20 protein-coding genes are annotated in these 22,058 nt (G+C 69.1%); 16 read left to right on the top strand and 4 right to left on the bottom strand.

The window, feature by feature from the left end:
* The first annotated feature begins 70 nt into the window (after positions 1 to 70).
* The 11 genes from ACFPJ1_RS15945 to ACFPJ1_RS15895 all read left to right on the top strand — a co-directional run bounded on the left by ACFPJ1_RS15945 (position 71) and on the right by ACFPJ1_RS15895 (position 11,581).
* Entirely contained in the window at positions 71 to 1,147 is a 1,077-nt protein-coding gene (locus tag ACFPJ1_RS15945) for an NAD-dependent epimerase/dehydratase family protein (RefSeq protein WP_380104493.1), read from the top strand.
* Positions 1,147 to 2,379, top strand: a complete 1,233-nt coding sequence (locus ACFPJ1_RS15940; RefSeq protein WP_380104491.1) for a class I SAM-dependent methyltransferase — start codon at positions 1,147 to 1,149, stop codon at positions 2,377 to 2,379. The genes ACFPJ1_RS15945 and ACFPJ1_RS15940 overlap by 1 nt, the downstream gene beginning before the upstream one ends.
* Before the next feature lie 40 nt (positions 2,380 to 2,419).
* Positions 2,420 to 3,346, top strand: coding sequence for a glycosyltransferase family protein (locus ACFPJ1_RS15935; protein ID WP_380104490.1), 927 nt, complete (start codon positions 2,420 to 2,422; stop codon positions 3,344 to 3,346).
* Complete coding sequence (locus tag ACFPJ1_RS15930) at positions 3,346 to 3,993, top strand: PIG-L deacetylase family protein (RefSeq protein ID WP_380104488.1); 648 nt, start codon at positions 3,346 to 3,348, stop codon at positions 3,991 to 3,993. Before ACFPJ1_RS15935 ends, ACFPJ1_RS15930 begins: the two co-directional genes overlap by 1 nt.
* Before the next feature lie 14 nt (positions 3,994 to 4,007).
* The gene (locus ACFPJ1_RS15925; protein ID WP_380104486.1) at positions 4,008 to 5,132 is read left to right on the top strand and encodes a class I SAM-dependent methyltransferase; all 1,125 of its coding nucleotides are present in this window, start codon (positions 4,008 to 4,010) and stop codon (positions 5,130 to 5,132) included.
* A gap of 2 nt (positions 5,133 to 5,134) precedes the next feature.
* A complete protein-coding gene (locus ACFPJ1_RS15920) occupies positions 5,135 to 6,436 on the top strand; it encodes an MATE family efflux transporter (RefSeq protein WP_380104484.1) in 1,302 nt (433 codons plus the stop codon).
* Positions 6,433 to 7,383, top strand: coding sequence for a glycosyltransferase family 2 protein (locus ACFPJ1_RS15915; RefSeq protein WP_380104482.1), 951 nt, complete (start codon positions 6,433 to 6,435; stop codon positions 7,381 to 7,383). The genes ACFPJ1_RS15920 and ACFPJ1_RS15915 overlap by 4 nt, the downstream gene beginning before the upstream one ends.
* Positions 7,384 to 7,385: 2 nt before the next feature.
* Positions 7,386 to 8,645 (top strand): polysaccharide pyruvyl transferase family protein, encoded by a 1,260-nt coding sequence (locus tag ACFPJ1_RS15910; protein ID WP_380104480.1) that lies wholly within the window; start codon positions 7,386 to 7,388, stop codon positions 8,643 to 8,645.
* A 2-nt stretch (positions 8,646 to 8,647) separates the two neighbouring features.
* Positions 8,648 to 9,196: a dTDP-4-dehydrorhamnose 3,5-epimerase family protein gene (locus tag ACFPJ1_RS15905; protein WP_380104478.1), complete on the top strand. Its 549-nt coding sequence runs from the start codon at positions 8,648 to 8,650 to the stop codon at positions 9,194 to 9,196.
* Positions 9,193 to 10,518, top strand: a complete 1,326-nt coding sequence (locus ACFPJ1_RS15900; protein WP_380104476.1) for a glutamate-1-semialdehyde 2,1-aminomutase — start codon at positions 9,193 to 9,195, stop codon at positions 10,516 to 10,518. Before ACFPJ1_RS15905 ends, ACFPJ1_RS15900 begins: the two co-directional genes overlap by 4 nt.
* 118 nt (positions 10,519 to 10,636) lie before the next feature.
* Entirely contained in the window at positions 10,637 to 11,581 is a 945-nt protein-coding gene (locus tag ACFPJ1_RS15895; RefSeq protein WP_380104475.1) for a phytanoyl-CoA dioxygenase family protein, read from the top strand.
* Positions 11,582 to 11,687: 106 nt separating this feature from the next.
* On the opposite strand, the gene ACFPJ1_RS15890 is transcribed toward ACFPJ1_RS15895, so the two are convergent.
* Entirely contained in the window at positions 11,688 to 12,374 is a 687-nt protein-coding gene (locus tag ACFPJ1_RS15890) for a phosphatase PAP2 family protein (protein WP_380104473.1), read from the bottom strand.
* A 381-nt stretch (positions 12,375 to 12,755) separates the two neighbouring features.
* Between ACFPJ1_RS15890 and ACFPJ1_RS15885 the strand changes: the two genes are divergently transcribed.
* The 5 genes from ACFPJ1_RS15885 to ACFPJ1_RS15865 are packed head-to-tail and all read left to right on the top strand — an operon-like array spanning position 12,756 to position 18,251.
* On the top strand, positions 12,756 to 14,258 hold the full coding sequence (locus ACFPJ1_RS15885) for a sugar transferase (RefSeq protein ID WP_380104471.1): 1,503 nt from the start codon (positions 12,756 to 12,758) through the stop codon (positions 14,256 to 14,258).
* Positions 14,258 to 15,202, top strand: coding sequence for a GDP-L-fucose synthase family protein (locus ACFPJ1_RS15880; RefSeq protein WP_380104469.1), 945 nt, complete (start codon positions 14,258 to 14,260; stop codon positions 15,200 to 15,202). The genes ACFPJ1_RS15885 and ACFPJ1_RS15880 overlap by 1 nt, the downstream gene beginning before the upstream one ends.
* Positions 15,199 to 16,182, top strand: coding sequence for a GDP-mannose 4,6-dehydratase (gene gmd, locus ACFPJ1_RS15875; protein ID WP_380104467.1), 984 nt, complete (start codon positions 15,199 to 15,201; stop codon positions 16,180 to 16,182). Before ACFPJ1_RS15880 ends, gmd begins: the two co-directional genes overlap by 4 nt.
* A gap of 3 nt (positions 16,183 to 16,185) precedes the next feature.
* Complete coding sequence (locus ACFPJ1_RS15870) at positions 16,186 to 16,998, top strand: WecB/TagA/CpsF family glycosyltransferase (protein ID WP_380104465.1); 813 nt, start codon at positions 16,186 to 16,188, stop codon at positions 16,996 to 16,998.
* Positions 16,995 to 18,251, top strand: coding sequence for an MATE family efflux transporter (locus tag ACFPJ1_RS15865; RefSeq protein ID WP_380104463.1), 1,257 nt, complete (start codon positions 16,995 to 16,997; stop codon positions 18,249 to 18,251). The genes ACFPJ1_RS15870 and ACFPJ1_RS15865 overlap by 4 nt, the downstream gene beginning before the upstream one ends.
* A 43-nt stretch (positions 18,252 to 18,294) precedes the next feature.
* Here ACFPJ1_RS15865 and ACFPJ1_RS15860 read toward each other — a convergent pair whose 3' ends face one another.
* The 3 genes from ACFPJ1_RS15860 to ACFPJ1_RS15850 form a co-directional block, all read right to left on the bottom strand.
* Complete coding sequence (locus ACFPJ1_RS15860; protein WP_380104558.1) at positions 18,295 to 18,774, bottom strand: LamG domain-containing protein; 480 nt, start codon at positions 18,772 to 18,774, stop codon at positions 18,295 to 18,297.
* Between the two features lie 773 nt (positions 18,775 to 19,547).
* Positions 19,548 to 20,360: a hypothetical protein gene (locus ACFPJ1_RS15855; RefSeq protein ID WP_380104461.1), complete on the bottom strand. Its 813-nt coding sequence runs from the start codon at positions 20,358 to 20,360 to the stop codon at positions 19,548 to 19,550.
* A gap of 51 nt (positions 20,361 to 20,411) precedes the next feature.
* Positions 20,412 to 21,932 (bottom strand): WD40 repeat domain-containing protein, encoded by a 1,521-nt coding sequence (locus tag ACFPJ1_RS15850; RefSeq protein WP_380104459.1) that lies wholly within the window; start codon positions 21,930 to 21,932, stop codon positions 20,412 to 20,414.
* Between the last annotated feature and the right edge of the window lie 126 nt (positions 21,933 to 22,058).

The raw sequence follows: 22,058 nt of genomic DNA, 5'->3' as shown, positions 1-22,058 counted from the left end.
CTGTCGCGGATCTCTTCTAGTCGGAAGCCGGAAGTGGTCCGGCCAGTGGGAGTGCGGCGAGGAGATGTCGATGAGAGTTCTGGTCACCGGGGATCGCGGTTACATCGGCGCGGTGCTCGTTCCGTTCCTGCGCGACGCGGGCCACCAGGTCGACGGCCTCGATCTCGGGCTGTACGAGGGCTGCGACCTGCTCGGCGGTCCGGACCCGATCGGCAGCCGCCCGCCGGTGGACATGCGCGACGTCCGGCCGGAGCACGTGGAGGGCTACGACGCCGTGGTCTGCCTGGCCGCGCTGTCGAACGACCCGCTCGGCCACCTGAACCGCGACACCACGTTCTCAGTGAACCTGGACGGGACGCTGCGGGTCGCCGAGGCCGCCAAGGCCGCCGGCATCGAGCGCTTCCTGTTCGCCTCCTCCTGCAGCCTGTACGGCGCGGCCGGGTCCGAGGCGGTCGGCGAGGACGCCGACATGTTCCCCGTCACCCCGTACGGCGAGACGAAGGCGCTGGCGGAGAAGGAGCTGTCCAAGCTCGCCGACGACAACTTCAGCCCGACCTACCTGCGCAACGCCACCGCGTACGGCGCGTCCAGCCGGCTGCGGCTCGACATCGTGGTGAACAACCTGACCGCGATCGCGATGACGAGCGGCCAGATCCGGATGGAGAGCGACGGGTCGCCGTGGCGGCCGCTGGTCCACATCGAGGACATCAGCCGCGCCTTCCTGACCGCGCTCGAGGCACCCCGCGAGGTGATCCACGACGAGGCGTTCAACGTCGGCCGGCCCGAAGACGTCGTCCAGGTGCGCGACATCGCCGAGATGGTCGGCGAGGCGGTGCCCGGCTCGACCGTGTCGTTCGCCGACGGCGCCGGACCGGACCTGCGCAACTACAAGGTCGACTTCTCCAAGCTCGGTGACACCTTCCCCGAGCTGAAGCTGCAGTGGACGGTTCGCGCCGGGGTCGAGGAGCTCGCCGCGGCGTACCGGCTGCACGGGCTGACCCTCGAGGACTTCAACTCCGCGCAGTTCGTCCGGCTGCGCAGGATCAACCAGCTGCTGAAGCTCGGACTGGTCGACGACCAGCTCCGCAGAACCACCGACGACCAGTTCCCGGCACCCGGGTCACCTGTTTTCGAGGAGATGCACTGATGGGGGAATCTCTCGGCTGCCGCCTGTGCGGCGAGCCCTTGACGCGTACGTTCGTGGACATCGGCATGTCGCCGCCGTGCGAGAGCTACCTGCGCGCCGACCAGCTCGAGGACGGGGAGACGTTCTACCCGTTGCACGTGCGGATCTGTGACAACTGCCTGCTCGTCCAGCTGCCGGCCTACGTCGCGGCCGACGACGTGTTCAGCGACTACCTGTACTTCTCGTCGTACTCGACCAGCTGGGTGGAGCACGCCCGCCGGTTCGTCGTCGACATGCAGGAGCGGCTCGGCCTCGGCGCCGACAGCCTGGTGACCGAGGCGGCCAGCAACGACGGCTACCTGCTCCAGCACGCGGTGGCGCTCGGTATCCCGGTGCTCGGCATCGAGCCGGCCGCGAACATCGCCAAGGTGGCCAACGAGAAGGGCATCCGGACCGAGAGCTACTTCCTCGGCGAGGAGACCGGACAGGACGCCGCGGCCCGGCACGGCAAGGCCGACCTGGTGGTGGGCAACAACGTCTTCGCGCACGTGCCGGACATCGTCGACTTCGCGAAGGGCCTGCGGGCGCTGGTGAAGGACGACGGTCTGGTGTCGCTGGAGTTCCCGCACCTGCTCCGCCTGATCGAGGGCCGGCAGTACGACACGATCTACCACGAGCACTACTCGTACCTGACCTTGAAGACCGCCTCGGCGGCGCTGGAGAAGGCCGGCCTGAAGGTGGTCGACGTCCAGGAGCTGGTCAGCCACGGCGGTTCGCTGCGGGTCATGTCGACACCGGTGGAGACGGCGGGGGAGCCGTCCGACCTGGTGCTCAAGGTGCTGAAGAACGAGGAGGACGCCGGGCTGCACACGGTCGAGGGCCACGCGGGCTTCGCCAAGGACGTGTTCGCGATCAAGGCCGACCTGGTCGAGTTCCTGGTCGGTGCCGCCCGCGAGGGCAAGTCGGTGGCCGGCTACGGCGCACCCGGTAAGGGGAACACGCTGCTGAACCACTGCGGGATCCGCGAGGACCTGCTGGCGTTCACCGTCGACCGCAGCCCGCACAAGCACGGCATGTACCTGCCTGGGACGCACATCCCGATCCATCCGCCGGAGCGGCTCGCCGAGGTCCGCCCTGACTACATCGTGATCCTGCCGTGGAACCTGCGGGAGGAGATCGTGCACCAACTCGGCTATGCACGGGAGTGGGGCGCCAAGTTCGTCGTCCCGATCCCGCGCCTCGAAGTGATCTGACCAGCCGGCGTTGACCGGCGAACGACCAGGGAGGGGTTCCATGAAGGTCGTTATCTTCTGCGGGGGGCTCGGACTGCGGATGCGCAGCGGAGTCGATTCCGCACCCAAACCGATGATGACGATCGGCGACCGGCCGGTCCTGTGGCACGTGATGCGGTACTACGCGCACTTCGGCCACACCGAGTTCATCCTCTGTCTGGGGTTCGGCGGAGCCGCGGTGAAGGAGTACTTCCTGCGGTACGAGGAGACCCACTCGAACGACTTCGTGATGACCAAGGGCGGGCAGCAGATCGAGCTGCTCGACTCCGACATCAGCGAGTGGAAGATCACCTTCGTCGACACCGGCATCGACACCAGCATCGGCGAACGGCTTCGCCGGGTCCGCCCGTACCTGGAGGACGACGACGTCTTCCTGGCCAACTACGGCGACGTGCTGACCGATGCCCCGATGGACAAGATCGTCGACCAGGTGCTGGCCAGCGACGTCACCGCGAGCCTGCTCGCCGTCCCGCCGCAGGCGTCGTTCCACATCGTCGAGTTCGGCAACGACGCCCGGATCAACGGGCTGCGCTCGGTCACCGAGCTGCCGCTGTGGATCAACGGCGGGTACTTCGTGCTGCGCAAGGAGGTCTTCGACGTCCTGCATCCGGGCGAGGACCTGGTCGGCGACGCGTTCCCGCGGCTGGCCGCGATGAACAAGCTGCAGGCCATCCCGCACCACGGCTTCTGGGCACCGATGGACACGCTCAAGGAGCGCAGCCAGCTCGAGGAGCTGTACCGGTCCGGCACGAAGCCGTGGGCGGTGTGGACCCGCGAGGCGAGTAACCACCAGGGCAACGGCTTCCACATGAGCGCCCAGAACGGCAACGGGCACAGCGCCAACGGGCACAGCGCGTCCGTGCCTGCGGCGCCGCCCGCTGCGGACAACGGCGTCGAGCTGCCGGCGCCGGCGGTGGTGGCGATCTGATGCTGCCGTTCCAGCTCGGCCTCAGCGGCCGCCAGAGTCACCTGGTCGCACTGGGCGCGCATCCGGACGACATCGAGATCGGCTGCGGGGGCACGCTGCTCCAGCTCGCCGAGACGGTGCCGGACCTGACCGCCGAGTTCGTGATCGCCACCGGTAGTCCGCTCCGGCTGGAGGAGGCCCGCCGCAGCGCGGAGCTCTTCCTGCCCGGGTGCGAGGTGACGATCACGTCGGCCGAGCTGCCGGACGGCCGCCTCCCGACGTACTGGGAGGACGTCAAGGAGCTGCTCGAGACGACGGCGCGGGGGCGCCGGCCGGATCTCGTGCTGGCGCCGAGCCGGACCGACGCGCACCAGGACCACCGCGCCATCGCCGAGCTGGCGCCCACGGTCTGGCGCAACCACCTGGTGCTGAACTACGAGATTCCCAAGTGGGACGGGGACTTCAGCCGCCCGTGGCTGTACGTCCCTCTGACCGAGGAGCAGCTGCGCGAGAAGGTCGCGCGGCTGCACAAGGCCTTCCCGTCGCAGGTCGAGCACGACTGGTTCGACGAGGAAGTGTTCGCCGGCCTGGCCCGGCTCCGCGGCATGGAGTGCCGCGCGCAGTACGCCGAGGCGTTCACGACGGCCAAGGCGACCTTGACATGGTGACCGGAGGGGGAGAAGTGCAGAGCTTCAGCTGTCGTGGATGCGCCGGCGACGATGTCGTACCGGTGGTGGATCTCGGCGCTCAGCCGTGTGCGGACCACTTCCCACCGGTCGACACACCGGGCGAGGACCCGCGCTGGCCGCTGGAGCTCTGGCTCTGCCGTGACTGCAAGCTGGTCCAGCTGGGACCGGTCGAGCCGCAACTGCCCGAACCGCCGCTGGCGGTCGAGTCGGCCACGAGCCTGGCCCACGCCGAGGCGTCGGTGAAGGAACTGCTGGCCGAGCACCCCGACCTGACCGGCAAGGCCGTGTTCGAGTTCGCCAGTCACCACGGCGGATCCTGGCTCGACCACCTGCAGGCCGCGGGCTGCCGGATCGCGACCGGATCCGAGCTCGCCGACCTGGTCGTGGACGTGCACGGTATCGCCCACGAACCGGCTGTCGGCGAGATGATGAAGCTCCGCGCGGACCGGTTGGCCCCGGGTGGCCTGCTGGTGCTCGAGTTCCACCACCTGCTGCCGCTCTTCATCGGCAACCAGTTCGACACCATCCGGCACGGCCACTGGTCGTACCTCTCGCTGGGTGCGGTGATCCGCCTAGGCACTCTGTACGGCCTGGCGGTCGAGTCGGTCCAGCGGATCGACATGTTCGGGGGCAGCCTCCGGGTGATGCTCCGGCACGAGGCCGAGGCCCGGCCGGACGACTCGGTCACCGAGACCCTGCAGGACGAGGCCGCTGCCGGAATCTCCGACGAGATCCAGCTGGCCAGCCTGCAGGAGGCTGCCTGGCATGCGGCCGGTGCGCTGCACGACGAACTGGCCCGGCACAAGGCGGCCGGTCGTACCGTCCTCGGCTACGGCGCACCTTCGAAGGCGCCGGTGCTGCTGGACCTCAGCAAGGTCGGCACGGACCTGCTCGCCTTCACGGTCGACGCCGCGCCCGGCAAACACGGCCGGCGGATCCCGGGTTCCGGGGTACCGATCCGTTCGATCGACGAACTGCGGGCGGCCCGGCCGGAGATCGTCCTGGTGCTCACCTGGGACATCGCCGACGAGGTGATCTCGCAGCTCGAGGCCGACGGCGGCGGCTGGGGTGCCACCTACCTGGTCCCGCTCCCCGAGCCGCACGAAGTCGTGGGCTGACCATGAGGGGGGTCCTGCGCCGGCTCAGTTGGGGACTTGCCGACCAGGCCGTGACGAGCATGGTCAGCTTCGTGGTCGGCATCGTCGTCGCCAGGTCGCTGGGCGCCCTGGAGTTCGGCGCCTTCAGCCTCGCCTGGGTGACGTACGGCGTCGTGGTCAACATCTCCCGCGGTCTGGCCACGGACCCGCTCGCGGTCCGCTTCAGCGGTGTACCGCGGGCGTTGTGGCGGCCGGCGGTGGCGAGCGCGTCCGGGATGGCGATCGCCGTCGGCCTCGGCACCGGCGCGATCTGCGTCGCCGCGGGTCTCGCCCTCGGCGGCAAACCCGGCGCGGCCTTCGTCGCGCTGGGCGTCGTGCTGCCGGCCTTGACGCTGCAGGACAGCTGGCGGTTCGCCTTCTTCACGTCCGGCCAGGGCGGCAAGGCATTCATCAGCGACATCACCTGGGCCATCGCCTTGGTACCACTGCTCTACCTGGCCTCACATCGCGCCAGCGTGACCATGTTCGTGCTGGCCTGGGGTGCCGCCGGCGCGTTCGCCGCGGTGGTGAGCGGTCTGCAGGCCGGTATCCTGCCGAGGCTGTTCCAGGCGCGTCTGTGGTTCACCCAGCATCGCGATCTCAGCCTGCGCTACCTGGCCGAGAACCTGACGATCAGCTGTGCGTACCAGTTGCGCATGTACGGCCTGGGGGCCTTCGCCGGCATCGCCGCGGTCGGTACCGTCCGCGGCGCCGAGATTCTGCTGGGCCCCTTCTTCATCGTGCTGTCCGGTGTCGGTCTGGTGGCGGTCCCGGAAGCGGCGCGGGTGTTGCGGCGATCTGTGAAGAAGCTGCGGACCTTCTGCCTGATGCTCGGTGGCGCTCAGGCCGCCGCGGCACTGATCTGGGGTCTGGCTCTCATCATCTTCCTGCCGCACGACTGGGGCCACAAGCTGCTCGGCGAGGTCTGGTCCTCGGCCCAGGCCTTGTTGCTCCCAGCAACGTTGTCGGTGATGAACGCCAGCTTCTACACCGGGGCGGCAGCGGGGCTGCGCGCACTCGGGGTGGCCCGGCGGAGTCTGCGGGCGCAGCTGTGGGCGTCCGCGGCCTACCTGGTCGGTGGTGTGACCGGAGGCGCCCTGGGCGGCGCCGAAGGATCAGCCTGGGGATCGGCGTGCGCGACCCTGGTCGGCGCGATCGTCTGGTGGGTGTACCTCCGTGCCGGGATCCGGGAACGTCTGCAGGCCGAAGCCGAAGCTGGAGCCGTGCCTGACGTCGCCGAGGTCGGTACGGACCGAGAAGAGATGCCAGAAATGAGGAGCACATGAACGCGGCACCGCGGTTGACCGTCGGACTCCCCGTCTACAACGGCGAGAAGTACCTGACGGAGTCCCTGGACGCGCTGCTGGGGCAGAGCTACGGCGAGTTCCGGCTGATCATCTCGGACAACGCCTCGACCGACGCGACGGAGGAGATCTGCCGGGACTACCTGGCGAAGGACCCGCGGATCAGCTACTTCCGGCAGCCGGTCAACATCGGCGCCACGCCGAACCACAACTACTGCTTCGAGCAGTCCGGCAGCGAGCTGTTCAAGTGGGCGTCGTACGACGATCTCTACGGCCGGGACCTGCTGGCGCGCTGTGTCGAGGCGCTGGACGACGACCCGTACCTGGTGCTCGCGCACGCCTACCAGGCCATCATCGACGGCGCCGGCGACATCGTGCTGAAGGTCGACTACCCGCTCACCACCGACAACCCGCACGCACCGGAGCGGTTCCGCAGCATGCTGTTCACCGTCGGCGGCGACGACTTCTACGGCGTGATGCGCTCGGACATCCTGCGCCGTACACCGCTGAACGGCAGCTATCACCACTCCGACCGGACGATCATGGCCGAGCTGGCACTGTACGGACGGTTCCACCAGGTGCCCGAGTTGCTGTTCTTCCGGCGGGACCACGCCGATCGGGCCGAGCGGGCCAAGCCGACCATCCGCTCCCGTTCGGCGAACATGGAGCCGCGGCGGGCGAGCCGGCTGGTGCATCCCACCGCCCGGCTGATCACCGAGTACGTCAGCGGTTTCGTCGGCGGGATCCGGCGTGCGCCGCTGTCGTCAGCCGACCGGCGCGAGTGCTACGGCCACCTGACGCGCTGGATGGCCAGCCGCGCGGTGCGCCGATCGTCGGGGCGGATCGAGGACAGCAAGCCGGCGACTGCGCCGACGGCGATCCCCGACAGCTCGGCGGTCGTCGGACACCGGGAGGGGGAGGACTCGTAGGCATGGACGGCGCAGGGAGCTCGCCGCGGGTCGCCTTCTTCGGCCTGCTCGGATCCGGCAACCTCGGCAACCACGGCTCGCTCGACGCGATGCTGGCCTTCGTCCGCGCCCGGCACCCGGACGCGGAGATCAGCTGCGTCTGCGCCGGACCCGAGGAGCTGGAGCGGCAGTACGGTATTCCATCGGTCGCCATCACCTGGTACCAGGCGCACGGCCCCGGCCGTTCGAGGCTGGACTCCGTTGCCCGCAAGGCGTTCGGCAAGGTGGCGGACGTGGTCCGGATGCCGCGCCTGCTCAGCCGGTACGACGTGGTGATCGTGCCCGGCATGGGAGTGTTCGAGACCACGCTCGAGCTGCGGCCGTGGGGCTGGCCGTACGCGCTGTTCCTGATGTCGCTGTCGGCACGGCTGACCGGCGCGAAGTCCGCGTTCGTGAACGTGGGCGCGAACGTCGCCCGCGAACGGTCGCTCCGCTGGTTGTTCACCGGGGCGGCGCGGCTGGCGTCGTACCGCTCCTACCGAGATGAGTATTCCCGGAACGCGATGCGGCAGATGGGTCTCGACACGAGCCGGGACGAGGTCTATCCCGACCTCGCCTTCGCGTTGCCGGAACCCGCGCCCGTCTCGTCCGGCCGGCCGCAGCGCACCGTAGGCCTGGGGGTGATGGCCTACCACGGCACCAACGCCGATCGGGCCCGGGCGGACGAGATCTACGCCGCGTACACCGCGAAGATCGTCGAGTTCGCCCGCTGGCTGGTCGACGCGGGCTACCGGATCCGCCTGGTCACCGGCGACCCGTCCGACCAGTCCGTGGTCGAGGCCGTGTTCGACGACCTGCGGCGCACCCGGCCGGACCTGGTGGAGGAGCGGCTGATCGGCGAGCAGGCCGAGTCGCTCGGCGAGCTGATGGAACAGCTGGCCGGGGTCGACGTTGTCGTCGCCTCGCGGTACCACAATGTGCTGTCCGCGCTGAAGCTGTCGAAGCCGACCATCTCGATCAGCTACGGGACCAAGAGCGACATTGTGATGGAGCAGATGCGGCTGGCCGAGTTCCGGCAGCCGATCCAGAGCCTCGACGTGGCTCGGCTGATCCAACAGTTCCGCGCACTCGAGGCCCGGGCGGCCACGGTCGTGCCGGCCATGCGCGCCAAGAATGCCGAGTACGCCGAGTCGCTCGAGCGGCAGTACGACGTACTGTCCGCGGCGCTTTTCGGCGCCGGTACCGGGTCCCACGTCGCGGTCGACATCGAGCAGGGGGAGTAACGATGGACGTCATCCAGGTACCGCGGATCGCAGGGGCGCTGATGTTCCTGCCGACACCGCACGTGGACGAGCGCGGCTTCTTCTGCCGCACGTTCGACCGCGAGATCGTCCGGACGGCGGGCCTCGATCCCGACGCGTTCCAGCAGGACAGCGTCTCCCGCTCGCGGAGGGGTGTCGTCCGCGGCATGCACGTCCGCTCGGGCGACGGCGAGGCGAAGCTGGTGCGCTGCTCGTACGGCGCGGTCTTCGACGTGGTCGTCGACCTGCGGCCCGACTCCCCGACGTACCGCAATCGCGAGTACTTCGATCTCACCGGCGAGAACCAGGTCACGGTCTACGTGCCGGCCGGGTGCGCGCACGGGTTCCAGGCGCTGACCGACCCGGCGGACGTGTCGTACCGGATCGACCGGGCGCACGATCCGAGCGAGGACGTGTCGATCGTGTTCGACGACCCCGACCTGGACATCGCCTGGCCGCTCCCGGTCTCGCTGATGTCGGACCGGGACAAGGCGGCGCCCTCGCTGGCCGAGGCGACCAGGAGGCTCTCATGACCACGCGCGCCAAGTCCTTCAAGCGGTCCGGTGACCTGAACTCGCGGTTGCACGCGGCCATCCCCGGTGGAGCGCACACCTACGCCAAGGGTGAGGACCAGTACCCCGCGGGCATGGCGCCGGTGATCTCGCACGGGCTCGGGGCGCACGTCTGGGATGCCGACGGCAACGAGTACGTCGAGTACGGGTCCGGCCTGCGCGCGGTCAGCCTAGGGCACGCGCATCCGCGCATCGTCGAGGCGGTCCAGCGCGAGCTCGGCCGGGGCAGCAACTTCGTCCGGCCGAGCATGATCGAGCTCGACGCGGCGGAGCGGTTCCTCAGCACGGTCCGGACCGCGGAGATGGTGAAGTTCGCCAAGAGCGGGTCCGACGTGACCACGGCCGCGGTCAAGCTCGCCCGCGCTGTCACCGGCCGGCCGCTGGTGGCGATCTGTGGCGACCAGCCGTTCTTCTCCACCGATGACTGGTTCATCGCGACCACCGCGATGTCGGCCGGCATCCCGGAGGCGGTGGCCGACCTGACCGTCCGCTTCCCGTACGGCGATCTCGCGGCGACCGAGCAGGTGCTGCAGGAGAACGACGGGCGGATCAGCTGCCTGATTCTCGAGGCGGCGACGCAGCACGACCCGCCGGAGGGTTACCTCGCCGGCCTGCGCGACCTCGCCCACCGGTACGGCGCGCTGCTGATCTTCGACGAGATGATCACCGGCTTCCGCTGGTCGGAGAAAGGGGCCCAGGGCATCTACGGAGTGACGCCCGACCTCTCCACCTTCGGCAAGGCCCTGGGCAACGGTTTCGCGGTGTCAGCCCTGGCCGGGCGGCGCGAGCTGATGGAGCGCGGCGGACTGCACGACGGCCGGGAACGGGTCTTCCTGCTGTCCACCACACACGGTGCCGAGACGCACTCGCTGGCCGCGGCGATAGCGGTGATGGACACCTATGAGCAGGAGGGCATCGCCCAACGCCTGCACGACATCGGGGACCGCCTCGCGACCGGAGTACGAGAGGTGGCGGCCTCAGCGGGCGTCGCGGACCACGTGGTCGTGCGCGGCCGGTCGAGCAACCTGGTCTTCGCGACGCTGGACGAGGACCTGCAGCCTTCGCAGCAGTATCGCACGCTCTTCCTCCGGGAACTGATCCTCGGCGGAGTGATCGGGCCGTCCTTCGTGGTCAGCGCTGCCTTGACGGATGACGACATCGGCCGCACCGTGGAGGCAGTCGCACGAGCCTGCGCCGTCTACCGCAAGGCCTTGGACGCTGGGGATCCGAGCGGGTGGACAGGAGGACGACCGGTCAAGCCGGTGTTCCGCCGGTTCGCGTGACCAAAGGCTTGGCAGGACGGCCGCCCCGCCGGACCTGACAGGGGGGAACGGCCCGGGCACGATCTGTTGCCCTGGGCTATGACTGAGCGCTTGAGCTCGTGACAGAGGGGGTTTCACCATGCATGCGATCTACATCGACGCGGACATCACCGACGATGAGCGCAGGGAGAAGTTGTACGACGGCGACCTGTTCGTCTACTCGCCGCGTCCGTCGACGCGGGCGTTGACGGAGTTCGCCGCGGAGCTGGCCCGGCAGGCCTTCGCTCCACTCGATCCGGAGACCGCGCAGTACGACATGGCGGTCGAGGAGTACGCCGCGCTGCTCGCCGAGCTGAAGCCGCGGTTCATCCACCACCCGGAGTCGAAGCGATTGATCCAGGACATGCTGGTCGATCTCGGCTGCGACCCGGAGCAGGTGTACTTCGACGTACCGCGGATGCGGAGCTCGACGTCGAACGACTACCTGACCACCGGGATCGCGTTCGCGTTCCACCCGCACCGCGACACCTGGTACTCGGCGCCCCACTGCCAGCTGAACTGGTGGTTGCCGATCTTCCCGATCAGCGCGGACAACGGCCTGGCCTTCCATCCGCGGTACTGGCAGACACCGGTGAAGAACAGCTCGCGGGTCTACAACTACGCGGAGTGGAACGCGACCAGCCGGCTGATCGCGGCGACCCAGATCGGTACCGACACCCGGGTGCAGCCGGTGCCGGAGGAGGAGGTCGAGCTGGTGCCGCAGATCCGGCCGATCTGCCAGCCGGGCGGGATCATCCTGTTCTCCGGGGCGCAGTTGCACTCCAGCGTGCCGAACACCTCGGGACGGACGCGGTTCAGCATCGACCTGCGCACCGTGCACGTCGGTGACGCGGCGGCGCACCGGGCGGCGCCGAACATCGACTCGGAGTCGACCGGGACGACGATGGGCGACTACCTGCGGACCAGCGACCTCGAGCACCTGCCCGAGGGGCTGATCGCGGCGTACGACATCCCCAAGCCCACCCCGGCCGGCCCGAACGGCTCGCAACCCGGAACGGACGCCCCCAGGCCCGCGACGGTGTGAGTCCTCCGGCCGGCGCAACCCTCGGCGCCGGCCGGGCCCAGGGCGTGCCTTCCTTGTCCCGTGCGTATTCCGGGACCGGGAGGCACGCCCTTGCGGTGTGTGAGGTCTAGCGGCGGGTGGTCACTTGCTGCTTCCCGGCGAACCGGTCGATCAGCAATGCTGTGGCCGGGATCATCAGCAGGGCGGAGCCGAAGCCGCCGATGGTGTCGGTGGGGTAGTGAGCGGTCAGGTCGATCTGGGACCAGGCCATCAGCCCACCACAGATGACCGCGAGCCCCAGCACCAGCGCAGTACCGATGAGGCGGCCCGCCTTCAGCAGGTCGGCGACCAGGAGGCCCAGCACCAGCCCGATCGCTGTCGCGGCAGCCGTGTGCCCACTGGGGTAGGACAGGAAGTCTCCGTGGATCCGCCGGTCCACGAGATGCTTGAGCACCAGTGCGAGCACAGTGGTCAGGAAGGTGCCCACCACCGCGGTGACCGCCAGTCGCTGGCGCCCGGTGAGCAGGCATAACGCTGCCACGATCAAGACCGTCACCACCCGGCCGGCCGGCTCACCCGTCCAGTCCACGATGAGCGCGGTCCGCCAGAGCCCGGCAGGGGTGTTGACGGCCGGCTGGATCCACCGATCGATCCGGTTCGGCCCACTGTCGCCGGCGTAGAGGAGGGCCGGTATGACGAGAAGCAGCGCCCCCACGACCATCAGCACCACGGCCGGTCCCCGCAACGCGGGTATGACCGCTGGTTTCCGTCCACGCTCGACCGGACGCGCGGGACCTGCGTTGTCTGTCGTCATGTCCCCCCACCCGATGCAAATTCTATCCCCAGGTTTTGGCGAGGCCGGTCGCAGACGACCGGGACCCGTAGTACCCTGCGGTGACTTGCCGCCGACGGGTTGGTGAATTCTGGGGATGTGGAGTCGCGGACACATGGTGGTGCGGACTGGTTCACCGGGGGGTGGCCTGAGAGAAACGGTCGGTGGGGAAGTGTGCTGTGTCTGAGTCCGGTGCGATGACTCCGCCACGGATCGGGAGTGGGAACAGGTACGTCACGCAGGCGTGGCTCCCACCGATTGACAGTGCTGACGGGCAGACTGCAGACTGCCCCGGGCAGTGGCGTAGAGTGCCCGGGCGACAGCAGCGTGAGACGAGGGGCCGGTGTGAGCGGAGTTAGACGCGTGCCCGCGACGCCCGGCGAGGTCACGGCTCCGGAGCATTCCCCTGCCTTGAACGGCAGGTGGGTGGTGCCGCACGAGGTGCCGGCGATCGTGCCGCGCTCGTCGCGGTGGACCGAGCCGCGCTGGGTGGGCGTCTATCGCTGGGCCGCGGTCGGTGGCGACCTGCTGGCCGCGATGATCGGTATCTCGATCGCCCTGCTGACCCGCTTCGGGTACCACGTCGGCAGCAGCTACCTGCTGATCAGCAGCCTGCTCCCGCTCGCATGGGTCGGTGTGGTCGCCCTGTCCAAGGGCTACGACTCCCGGTACTTCGGCGCCGGGCCGGACGAGTTCCGCTCGCTGCTGCGCTCGGGGGTCGGGCTCACCGCCGCGGTCGCCCTGGCGTCTTACGCGACCAAGACAGAGATCGCCCGCGGCTTCGTCGTGCTCGCCATCCCGGTGATCGTGGGAACCGCGCTGGTACTGCGGTACGGGCTGCGCAAGGACCTGCACCGGCACCGTCTCCGAGGCCGCTGCATGCACCGCGTCCTCGTGGTCGGCCGAACAGGGCCGGCCGCGACTTTGTGTGAGCACCTGGAGAGCCGCCCGACGGACGGGTTCCGGGTGGTGGCGACCTGCCGGCCGCGCGGTGATTCCCGCTCGAGCGGCCCGTTGCAGCCTGACGAGCTCGACGAGGCCGACATTTTGGCCGCGGTCGACCGGCACGCAGTGGACGTGGTCGCGGTGGCCACCGATCCCGAGCTGGCCGGCCAGTCGCTGCGCCGGTTGTCCTGGGCGCTGGAGCAGCGCGGCGTCGAGCTGATCGTGTCACCCGGCATCATCGAGGTGGCCGGCCCGCGGATCTCGATCCGCCCGGTGGCAGGTCTGTCGCTGCTGCACCTGGAGCGGCCGTCCGTGAGTGGTGGGCCGCACCTGATGAAGGCGGTCTTCGACCGGACGCTCGCTCTCGGCATGCTGATCCTGCTAGCACCGCTGATGATCGGCGTGACCATCGCGGTGAAGCTGTCCAGCCCAGGACCCGTGCTGTTCCACCAGCGCCGGGTCGGCAAGGGCGGCGCCGAGTTCACCATGCTCAAGTTCCGCAGCATGTACGCCGACGCCGAGGCGCGCCTCGGCGACCTGTACGCGCTCAGCGACGGCAACGGCGTGATCTTCAAGATGCGGGACGACCCGCGGATGACGCCGCTGGGCCGGCTGATCCGCCGGTTCTCGCTCGACGAACTGCCCCAGCTGTTCAACGTATTGCGGGGCGACATGTCCCTGGTCGGGCCACGCCCCCCGCTGTCGGAGGAGGTCGCCCTGTACGCTGCGGACGACTCCCGGCGGATGCTGGTCAAGCCCGGCATCACCGGCCTGTGGCAGGTGAGCGGCCGCAGCGATCTCTCCTGGGACGAGTCGGTCCGCCTGGACCTCCGCTATGTCGACAACTGGTCGATGACGCTGGACCTGCTCATCCTCTGGAAGACCGCGCGAGCGGTGATCTACGGAGCGGGAGCCTATTGATGGTCATCGACCGACGGTCACCGGTGTACGTCGCAGGCCACCGGGGACTGGTCGGGTCGGCGATCTGGCGCCGGCTCGAACATGACGGTTTCACCCACCTGATCGGCGCGACGTCCGCCGAGCTCGACCTGCGCGACCGCGCCGCGACGTTCGCCTTCCTGGCCGAGCACCGGCCGGCCGTGGTGATCGACGCGGCCGCCCGGGTCGGCGGCATCCTGGCCAACCGGGACCACCCGACCGAGTTCCTCAGCGACAACCTGCGGATCCAGGTCAACCTGATGGATGCCGCGCTGGAGGTCCGGACGCCGCGGCTGCTTTTCCTCGGCTCGTCCTGCATCTACCCGAAGTTCGCCGCCCAGCCGATCCACGAGTCGAGCCTGCTGACCGGCGAGCTGGAGCCGACCAACGACGCGTACGCGATCGCCAAGATCGCCGGCATCACGCAGGTCCAGGCCGTCCGCCGGCAGTACGGGCTGCCCTGGATCTCCGCGATGCCGACCAACCTCTACGGGCCGAACGACAACTTCGACCTGACCAGCTCGCACGTGCTGCCGGCGCTGATCCGGCGGTTCCATGACGCGAAGCAGGCGGATGCCCCCGAGGTGGTGCTGTGGGGGACCGGGACGCCGCGGCGGGAGTTCCTGCACGTCGACGACCTAGCCGACGCGTGCCTGTTCCTGCTGGAGAACTACGACGACCCGCAGACCATCAACGTCGGGGTCGGTGAGGACGTGACGATCCGCGAGCTCGCCGAACTGGTGGCCCGCGTCGTCGGCTACACCGGTGCGATCGGCAACGACCTGTCCAAGCCTGACGGCACCCCGCGCAAGCTGCTCGACGTGAGCCGGCTGCGGGCCCTGGGCTGGAAGCCCTCGACCGACCTCGAGCGGGGCGTCGCGAGCACGTATGCCTGGTACCTCGAGCACCTGAGGGGCGAGGCATGAGAAAGGCCCTGATCACGGGGATCACCGGTCAGGACGGTTCGTACCTGGCCGAGCTGCTGTTGAGCAAGGGGTACGAGGTGCACGGCCTCATCCGTCGTGCCAGCACGTTCAACACGCACCGGATCGACCACCTGTACACGGATCCGCACGAGCAGGACAAGCGGCTGTTCCTGCACTACGGCGACCTCACCGACGGGTCGCGACTCGTCACGTTGCTCGCGTCGATCCAGCCGCACGAGGTCTACCACCTGGCCGCGCAGAGCCACGTCCGGGTCAGCTTCGACGAGCCCGAGTACACCGGCGACACCACCGGGATGGGGACCACCCGGCTGCTCGAGGCGATCCGGATGATCGGGCTGGACTGCCGGTTCTACCAGGCCAGCAGCTCGGAGATGTTCGGCGCCACCCCGCCGCCGCAGAACGAGGACACCCCGTTCTCCCCACGCTCGCCGTACGGCGCCGCCAAGCTCTACAGCTACTGGATGACGCGGAACTACCGCGAGGCCTACGACATGTTCGCGGTGAACGGGATCCTGTTCAACCACGAGAGCCCGCGCCGCGGCGAGACCTTCGTGACCCGCAAGATCACCCGGGCGGTGGCCCGGATCAAGCTGGGCCGGGAGAAGCGGCTGTACCTCGGCAACCTGCAGGCCTGCCGCGACTGGGGCTACGCACCGGAGTACGTCGAGGGCATGTGGCGGATGCTCCAGCACGACACCCCGGCGGACTTCGTGATCGCCACCGGTACGTCGTACTCGGTGCGGGAGTTCGTCTCGCTGGCCTTCGAGCACGCCGGGATGGACTGGAAGGACTTCGTCGACTACGACGCGCGGTACGAGCGGCCGACCGAGGTGGACTCGCTGATCGGTGACGCCTCGAAGGCACTGGAGGAGCTGGGCTGGAAGGCCCAGGTCCACGTGCCGGAACTCGTCCGCATCATGGTGGATGCCGATCTCGACATCCTGACCCGCGAGGACTGAGCAATGACTGCCGAGCTGACCGACCAGCACTTCACACCGGGATCGGAGCGTCCCACCGACCGGCCGCACCCCCGGGTCGACGTGCTCGGGATCCATGTCAGTGTCACCGACATGGACGACACCGTCGAGACGTTCGCGCGCTGGATCGCCTGGGGCGAGCGCCACCTGGTCTGCGTCTCGGACATGAACTCCGTGCTGCACGCCCGTGCCGACGAGCACCTCACCGAGGTCTACAACAACTCCGGACTCACCGTCGCGGACGGGATGCCGCTGGTCTGGGCGGGCAAGCGGGCCGGCTTCGACCGGATGGCCCGGGTCTGCGGGCCGGACCTGCTCGAGCGGGTGATGGCCGAGGCGGCCGAGCGCGGCTGGTCGCAGTACTTCTACGGCGGGGCCGACGGGGTCGCCGATCAGTTGCGGGAGAACTTCGTCGGGCGGCACCCGGGGCTGCAGGTGGCCGGCGCGTACTCACCGCCGTACCGGGCGCTGACCGAGGCCGAGGACGCCGAGATCGTGGACCGGCTGAACGAGGCGAAGCCGGACATCATCTGGGTCGGGCTCGGCGCGCCCAAGCAGGAGCGCTGGATGGCCGAGCACCGGGACCGGCTGGACGCCGCGATCCTGATCGGCGTCGGTGCCGCGTTCGACTTCCACACCGGCCGGCTCGACCGGGCGCCGGGCTGGATGCAGCGGTCCGGGCTGGAGTGGAGCTACCGGCTCTACAAGGAGCCACGCCGGCTCTGGCGCCGGTACGTGCTGGGCATTCCGCGCTTCGGGGTCGGCATCCTGCGCCGGCCGCCGCGGCCGGTTTCTTGAAGTTTCGGAAACTGGCCGGACCGGCCGGCCGGGCGGGTTGGGGACTGGCCGATCAGGGCCTGTCCAGCCTGAGCAACCTGGCCGTCGGGGTCTTCGTCGCCCGCAGCGGCAGCGTCGCCGACTTCGGCGTCTACGCGCTCGCGTTCGGCGGCTACACGATCGCCCTGAACGTCTCGCGGGCCGTCGCGACCGAGCCGCTGGCGGTGCGCTACACCGGCAGCCGCAGCCCGGACTGGGAACGAGCCGTCAGGGCCAGTACTGCGACCGCGGTGCTCGTCGGCCTGCTCTCCATGCTCGTCGCGCTGGCGATCGCGGCGGTCCCCGCGGTCCCGTCGAAGGGCGTGCTGATCGCGTTCGCGGTCACGATGCCGGGCCTGCTGCTGCAGGATGCCTGGCGCTGGGCCTTCTTCGTCGTCGGTGAAGGCGGCCGGGCGTTCCTGAACGACCTGATCTGGTTGCTCGCGATGGGAGTCTTCTTCGCGGCGCTCTACCTGGCCGACGCGGCGACGGCGTTCTCGCTGACGCTGGCGTGGGGCCTGGGCGCGGTGGTGGCCGCCATCGCAGGTCGGTTCCAGACCAGGTTGGCGCCGCGCCGGCAACTCATCCAGGAGTGGGTGAAGACCCACTGGGACCTCACCCCCAAGTACGTAGGGGAGATGCTCGCGGTGAGCGGCACGATCCAGGTGTACATGCTCGGGATCACCGCCGCCGCGGGAATCGCGGCCACGGCCGGTATCCGCGGCGCGCAGGTCCTCCTGGGCCCGGTGAACGTGCTGAACCAGGGGATCCGGGTGGTCGCAGTACCGGAGGCGGCTCGGGCCCTCAGGCACTCCTACCGGCGGCTGTGGCTCGTGGGCCTGGCGATCTCGCTGGGCGTCGGTGCGGGTGCCTTGGCCTGGGGAGCGGTCTTCCTGCTGCTGCCCGACGACGTGGGGGAATGGCTGCTGGGCCAGGGCGTCTGGGCCCAGGCGAGCGCCGTGATGGTGCCGGTGATCCTGCTGCAGGCGTTCGGAGCTTCCAACGCCGGCGCGTTCGCGATCATCCGGGCACTGGCGGCCGCTACCAGGGGATTGCGCGTCCGACTGGTGTCCTCGGTGATCCTGATCGTCGCGGGCATCGGAGGGGCGTTCCTGGGCGGCGCCAAGGGCGCTGCCTGGGGACTCGCCACCGCTTCCTTCTGCACTCTGCTCCTGTGGTGGCACGAAGCCCACCGGGCCATCGCCGTCCACAGGACCGCTGCCAGCAGACGGTGACGCTTGGGGCCTGCCCGTTGCAGGCAGACCCCAAGCGCTCCTTCTAGCGTGCGTCGAAGTGGGTCTGGACCTGGTCCGCGCTGAGTGCGGCCGGGTAGATCGCCACTTCGTCGATGGTGCCTGCCAGCCCGCTGCTCGCCGGCTGGTTCGGCCAGGCGTTCAGGTTGTCGTTGCCGATCCGCCAGTAGCCGGTGTAGCCCTCGGCGTTGTTCACACTCTGGGTGCCCTGCAGGACCCCGTCGAGGTAGAACTTCATAGAGCCCGGTGCGAACGTGCCGACCACGTGGTGCCAGTCGCCGTCGTTGGTGCCCGGCGCCGAACTGATCGTCCGGGTGGACCCGTCGTAGATCCCGAAGGTGACGGAGCCGTCGTTCTGCAGGTAGAGGTGCCGGTCGTACTGGCCGCTCGTCCCGTTCGAACTGTTGCCGAAGCCGACGAGCTTGCCGCCCTGTGTCGACGTCGTCCGGTACCACGCCTCCACGCTGAAGGTCTGCGGCTGGCTGATCGCGGTCTGCCCGATCATCCGGCCGTTCCCGGTGAAGTCACCCGCGGTGTTGCCGCTCGTCAGCGCACCGGCGACGCCCAGGCTGACCCCGGAGTACGGGCCGGTGTTGTTCTGACCGGACGAGTCGGTCGCTGTGGCCGTCCCGTTCGGCTCCCCGAGCCGCCAGTACGCCGTAGGCCCGTCCGCCAGCACCTGCTGGTCATACGGCGCGTCGACAGCGGCCACGGTGACCGGGAGGGAGTAGTCGCCTCGCAGGGTGCTGTTCCCGTCGGTGACCTCGATCCGGTAGACCTGGGACGAGCCCGGGGTCAGGCCGGTGTCTGTGAAGGACAGCCACGGCCGGCTCCAGAACCTCGAGTCCGCCGTGTAGGTGGCGACCGTGGCGTTGCTGAAGCTGCGCAGTACTCGGTAGGTCAGGGTGATGTCGTCGTTGTCGACGACGGTCTGGAAGTTGACCTTGACCTGGCCCGCCTTGTAGCTGACCGGAACCACCTTGGCGGGCTTGGCCGGAGCCGCCCCCGGTCCTGTGTTGGTGAAGCGGACCAACCCCTGCTGGGTGGCACCGTTCACCGTGGTGAAGTCGCCGCCGACCCAGAGATCGCTGCCACCGGTCGCCGACACGAGCGGGCCCACCTGGGTCGGTGCACCGGTGTTCGTGTTCGGGAACCACGGGCCGAGCTCGCCGGTGTCGAGGTTCTGCGTCAACAGGAAGCGGCCCGCGCCTTGCGGGAACCCGTTGCCGCCGAGATAGCTGCAGTCATGTGCGTGGGAACCCTTGTAGAGCCAGCCGTTCACGACCGTGATGGCCTCGGTCGCGCCCAGGCAGTTGTTCTTCCACAGCAGGTTTCCCGAGCCGACGTCCGCCGCCCAGGTGCCGTCGAAGCAGCCGCCACCGTCACCGGCGTTGGCGAAGTACACCCGGTCGCCGCTGAGAAGTTGCCACCCGCAAAGACCCTGGAGCCGTCGTCGGCCACATCGATGGCGTAGACGTCGTTGTCCATCTGCGGCGCCCAGGGGAGCAGCGTCGCGGTACTGGTCGTCACCGCGGCCAGCCGCGGCCGGGCGATGTTGTTGACCAGGCCGAACGAGCCGCCCAGGTAGACCGCGCTGCCGGAGACCGCGAGGGCCTTGACCCGGTAGGAGACGGACGGCTTCCAGTTGGTGACCAGGGCGCCCGTCGCGGTGTCGAAGGCCGCGATCCGGTTGCGGGTCTGGCCGTCGACCTTGGTGAAGTCACCGCCGACGAAGACCCGGGAACCGTCGGCCGAGGCCGCGATCGCCCAGACCATGCCGTTCAGGACGTGGTCGAACCCGGTGTCGAGCGAACCGGTGCTCTGGTCGAACGCGGCCAGATAGGTCCGCGCCTGTTCGTTGGTACCGGCCGTGGCGCCCGGTGGCCGCACCGTGGTGAAACGTCCCCCGACGTACGCCTTGCCGTTCGCCACCGCGAGTCCTTGCACGCTGGCGTTGGTCTGCCACGCCGGACTCGTCAGAGCCGACAGCGAAGCACCGATGCTCTGAGCGGGCGCTGGTGCCAGCAAAGCTGCCACCAGCGCCCCACCCAGCGCGAGTATCCCCACCTTCTTCAAAACATCCCCCCTCAAGGATGTACCCCTTTGCGCCGCCTGGTGCGGCGTAGGGTCACACGGCCCGGATCACCGGACCTTCACCGACGCCGCCGGCCCCTTCCGGATGTTGCGTCCGTCGTGGACCTCGACGTGGTAGCTCACTGTCTGGCCGCTCTTCACACCGGTGTCGACGAAGGTCGTGGTCGCCCGTGCCCGCCAGTAGTACGTGTAGTACTTGTAGGTCTTGATCAGGGTCGAGCCCCGGAAGACGTTGTAGGTCAGCAGGATGTTGTCCAGGTCGTAGCCGTCGGTGAACTTCACCGTGACCTGGTTGGCCACCGTGCTGGCCAACGTCGGTGCCTTGGGCGTCAACGGGAACGCGCCCCCCGGCACGTTCGTGAACCGGGTCAGGCCCTGCTGGACGGTGTTGTTGACCTTGCCGAAGTCGCCGCCGACCCACAGGTCGTTGCCGCCGGACGCCATCGCCAACGGGCCGACCTTGGTAGTGCCGCCCGCGTCGGTGTTCGGGAACCACGGGCCGAGCTGGCCGTTGACGGCGCTCTCGACCAGCAGGTAGTGGGTGCCGGTGCCGTCGCCGAAAGCGCCGCTGGAGCTGCAGTTGTGCGCGTGCGAGCCCTTGTAGACCCAGTTGCCGATGGCCTTGATCGCCTCGGTCGCGCCCAGGCAGGTGTTCTTCCACAGCAGTTTGCCGGTGGTCACGTCGGCGGCGAGCACGCCGTCGTAGCAGCCCGAGCCGTCACCGCCGTTGGAGACGAAGACCTTGTTGCCGAGGGTGTCGATGTCCTTCACCCGGGTGGTGCACGTCGCCGTCGGCTTCGGGATGGCCGCGGCGGCGGGCATCGTGTAGGCCGCGCCGGTCGTGGTGTTCAGCATCGCCAGCGAGTAGTGGTCGAGACCGCGCAGCGTCTTGAACGGGCCGCCGACGAACACCTTGTTGCCGTCGTCGGACACGTCGATCGCGTACACGTCGTCGTCGGCGTTCGGGTTCCACGCCAGCAGGTCGCCCTGGATCAGCCGGAGCGCGGCCAGCCGGTTGCGCACCTGGCCGTCGACCAGGCCGAACGAGCCGCCCAGGAAGACCCTGTTGTACTGGTTGATCGCCAGGGCCTTGACGCGGTAGCTGACCACCGGGTCCCAGGCGGACACGATCCGGCCGGTGACCACGCTGAACATCGCGATGTGCTTGCGGGGCAGGCCGTTGACGGTGGTGAAGTCGCCGCCGATCACGACCCAGTTGCCGTCCGGGCTGGTCGCGATGCTCCAGACGGCGCCGTTGAGTTTCGGTGCGAATGTCGTCGGCGCGCCGGTGGTGCGGTTGAACGCGGCGATGTAGGTCCGGACGGCCTCACCCTGTCCGGCCGGTTTGCCTGGCTGGCGGATCCGGGTGAACAGACCGCCCGCGAAGACGGTGTTCCCGGAGACCGCGAGCGCGTTCACGCTGGCGTTGGTCTGCCATGACAGCTGCTTGATCGTCGAGACCGCGGAGGCGAAGCCCGGCTGGGCGGCCTCCACCGGTGCTCCGGACGGGATCAGCGCAGCGGCTAGTACGGCGGCAGCCGTCACGACTGCCAGAACAAGCTTTTTCATCAAAGTCCTTCGGACTGGGGCTGGGCGGGGCCAATAGCACGCGAATCTAACCCCGGTGGGAGGTCGTCAGGAAGACGACTTCCCACCGGCGTTATGACTTTGTGCTATAGGAGGCTAGCCGTCCGC

This window comes from Kribbella qitaiheensis, from assembly GCF_042657745.1.
Taxonomy (GTDB): domain Bacteria; phylum Actinomycetota; class Actinomycetes; order Propionibacteriales; family Kribbellaceae; genus Kribbella; species Kribbella qitaiheensis.
Note: the sequence above shows the minus strand (reverse complement) of the source record. Positions and strands in the feature narration are given on the sequence as shown.

Coding starts and splice junctions, on each gene's coding strand:
- ACFPJ1_RS15895 (WP_380104475.1), top strand. CDS start 10,637: ATGCATGCGATCTACATCGACGCGGACATCACCGACGATGAGCGCAGG.
- ACFPJ1_RS15890 (WP_380104473.1), bottom strand. CDS start 12,374: ATGACGACAGACAACGCAGGTCCCGCGCGTCCGGTCGAGCGTGGACGG.
- ACFPJ1_RS15935 (WP_380104490.1), top strand. CDS start 2,420: ATGAAGGTCGTTATCTTCTGCGGGGGGCTCGGACTGCGGATGCGCAGC.
- ACFPJ1_RS15920 (WP_380104484.1), top strand. CDS start 5,135: ATGAGGGGGGTCCTGCGCCGGCTCAGTTGGGGACTTGCCGACCAGGCC.
- ACFPJ1_RS15880 (WP_380104469.1), top strand. CDS start 14,258: ATGGTCATCGACCGACGGTCACCGGTGTACGTCGCAGGCCACCGGGGA.
- ACFPJ1_RS15870 (WP_380104465.1), top strand. CDS start 16,186: ATGACTGCCGAGCTGACCGACCAGCACTTCACACCGGGATCGGAGCGT.
- gmd (WP_380104467.1), top strand. CDS start 15,199: ATGAGAAAGGCCCTGATCACGGGGATCACCGGTCAGGACGGTTCGTAC.
- ACFPJ1_RS15930 (WP_380104488.1), top strand. CDS start 3,346: ATGCTGCCGTTCCAGCTCGGCCTCAGCGGCCGCCAGAGTCACCTGGTC.
- ACFPJ1_RS15910 (WP_380104480.1), top strand. CDS start 7,386: ATGGACGGCGCAGGGAGCTCGCCGCGGGTCGCCTTCTTCGGCCTGCTC.
- ACFPJ1_RS15915 (WP_380104482.1), top strand. CDS start 6,433: ATGAACGCGGCACCGCGGTTGACCGTCGGACTCCCCGTCTACAACGGC.
- ACFPJ1_RS15940 (WP_380104491.1), top strand. CDS start 1,147: ATGGGGGAATCTCTCGGCTGCCGCCTGTGCGGCGAGCCCTTGACGCGT.
- ACFPJ1_RS15900 (WP_380104476.1), top strand. CDS start 9,193: ATGACCACGCGCGCCAAGTCCTTCAAGCGGTCCGGTGACCTGAACTCG.
- ACFPJ1_RS15860 (WP_380104558.1), bottom strand. CDS start 18,774: ATGATCGGGCAGACCGCGATCAGCCAGCCGCAGACCTTCAGCGTGGAG.
- ACFPJ1_RS15945 (WP_380104493.1), top strand. CDS start 71: ATGAGAGTTCTGGTCACCGGGGATCGCGGTTACATCGGCGCGGTGCTC.
- ACFPJ1_RS15850 (WP_380104459.1), bottom strand. CDS start 21,932: ATGAAAAAGCTTGTTCTGGCAGTCGTGACGGCTGCCGCCGTACTAGCC.
- ACFPJ1_RS15905 (WP_380104478.1), top strand. CDS start 8,648: ATGGACGTCATCCAGGTACCGCGGATCGCAGGGGCGCTGATGTTCCTG.